At 73.3% G+C, this 1,952-nt stretch carries 2 protein-coding genes and 1 pseudogene; 1 reads left to right on the top strand and 2 read right to left on the bottom strand.

The genetic code is table 11. The annotated features are described in order from the left end of the window. Positions 1–934 (top strand): M20/M25/M40 family metallo-hydrolase (locus tag D8M29_RS11660; RefSeq protein ID WP_127446001.1); only part of this gene is annotated, 934 nt, incomplete at its 5' end. A 112-nt stretch (positions 935–1,046) separates the two neighbouring features. Here the strand turns inward: D8M29_RS11660 and D8M29_RS11665 are convergent. Together D8M29_RS11665 and D8M29_RS13660 are read right to left on the bottom strand one after the other, a co-directional pair. Then, complete coding sequence (locus D8M29_RS11665; RefSeq protein ID WP_127435095.1) at positions 1,047–1,667, bottom strand: response regulator transcription factor; 621 nt, start codon at positions 1,665–1,667, stop codon at positions 1,047–1,049. Continuing rightward, positions 1,664–1,952: pseudogene (locus D8M29_RS13660) on the bottom strand (hypothetical protein); the annotation flags it as partial. The gene D8M29_RS11665 and the pseudogene D8M29_RS13660, both read right to left, overlap by 4 nt.

The following is a 1,952-nucleotide window of genomic DNA, read 5'->3' on the forward strand; positions in this document are numbered from 1 at the left end:
CGCCCCCGCCGGCGCCGCCACCGGCTGCGCCGACGCGGACTGGGCCGGCGCGGACCTGACCGGCAGCGTCGCCCTGGTCTCCCGGGGCGACTGCACCTTCGCCCAGAAGTCCCAGGTCGCGGCCGCCTCGGGCGCCGAGGCCGTCATCATCTACAACAACGCCGAGGGCGCACTGAACGGCACCCTGGGCGCCGCGCCGGGCGACGTCGTCGGGACCGTGGGCGTGACCCGCGAGCTGGGCGCCGACCTGCTGGCCCAGACCCGCGCCGGCGGCGCCACCGTCACCCTGGACCTCGAGCAGCTTGTGGAGCAGCGGCCCACCTGGAACGTGCTGGCGGAGACGCGCACGGGCAGCGACGACGACGTCGTGATGCTCGGCGCCCACCTGGACGGCGTGCCGGAGGGCCCGGGCATCCACGACAACGCCTCGGGCGTCGCGGCGACCCTCGAGGTCGCACGCCAGGCCGCCAAGGCCAACAAGGCCGAGAGCAAGGTCCGCTTCGCCCTGTGGGGCGCCGAGGAGATCGGCCTGCTGGGCTCGCACCACTATGTGGACACCCTGACCGCGGCGGAGCGCGAGGACATCATCCTCTACACCAACCTGGACATGGTGGCCCCGCTGGACCACCAGAACACGCTCGGTGTGCTCACGGCCGACTGGTCGATCGGTGCTGAGTCCCTGCTCGGCGCGCAGCTCGACCGCGACGGCCACGCGCACCAGCCCGAGGGCAGCAACGGCCGCTCGGACTACGCGCCGTTCGTGGATGCCGGCATCGCCTCGACGGGCCTGCTCTCGATCCGCGACGACAACTACCACACGCCCCAGGACGACATCGACAACGTCTCCATCACGACGCTGACCCATACGGCCCGCGCGGTGGCGAACCTGATCGGCACCCTCCAGCAGGACGCCGACGCCCTCGGCACCCGCTGACCCGAGCGGCCCCGTCCGACCCGCAGATGCCGTCGGGGGCGGTTTCGGGTGGTATCCGGCCGGTTACCACCCGAAACCGCCCCCAACGCGTCTCCTGCAGGGCCGGCCGCGCTCAGATCCAGCCGGCCTCCCACGCGGCCCGCTCGGCCTCCTGGCGGGTCCGCACACCGAGCTTGCCGATCGCGTTCGAGACGTGGTTCCGCACGGTCCCCGGGGCCAGGTGCAGGGCGGCGGCGATGTCCTCCACGCGGGCGGCGTCCCGCCCGGCCCGCAGCACGTCCAGCTCGCGGTCGGTCAGGGGGCTGCGCTCGGCCGTCAGCGCGGAGGCGGCGATCTCGGGGTCCACGTAGCGCCGGCCCGCCACCACCTGCCGCAGGACGACGGCCAGCTCCTCGGCCGGCGTCGACTTCGGGACGAACCCGGACACCTGCTCCGCGAGCGCCCGGCGCAGCACGCCGGGTCGGGCGTGCCGGGTGAAGATGACGACCTTCGTGGGCACCGAGCGCAAGATCTGCTGGGCGGCCTCCACGCCGTCGAGGCCCGGCATCTCCAGGTCCAGCAGGCAGACGTCCGGGCGGTGCTCCTGTGCGGCGGCCACGGCGGCGATGCCGTCGGAGATGCCGGGCAGCACCTCCAGGTCATCCTCCAGGGCGAGCAGCGCCTCCACGGCGCCGCGGATGAGGACCTCGTCGTCGGCGACGAGCACGCGGATCCTCTCGGTCGGGGCACTCATGCGGTCTCCTTCTCGGTGCGGGGCACGGTCAGGGTCAGGGTGAACTCCCCGCCGGCCTGGGCGGCGGTCAGGGACCCGCCGGCGGCCTCGGCGCGCTCGGCCAGGGCCGCCAGCCCGGTGCCGCCGGTGCCGGCGTCTGCCGTGGGAGCGCCGTCGTTGACGATGACCAGGCGCACGGAGAGCGGAAGAGAGTCGTGTAGGGCAAGAGTGTCCTCGCCTGTGCAGTTCTTGGCGGTCGTCGCGTGCTTATACCATATACTACGTACACAACACGCGCCGTCATCC

This window comes from Micrococcus sp. HSID17227 (assembly GCF_003989405.1).
Classification (GTDB): Bacteria; Actinomycetota; Actinomycetes; order Actinomycetales; family Micrococcaceae; genus Micrococcus; species Micrococcus luteus.

Coding starts and splice junctions, on each gene's coding strand:
- D8M29_RS11665 (WP_127435095.1), bottom strand. CDS start 1,667: ATGAGTGCCCCGACCGAGAGGATCCGCGTGCTCGTCGCCGACGACGAG.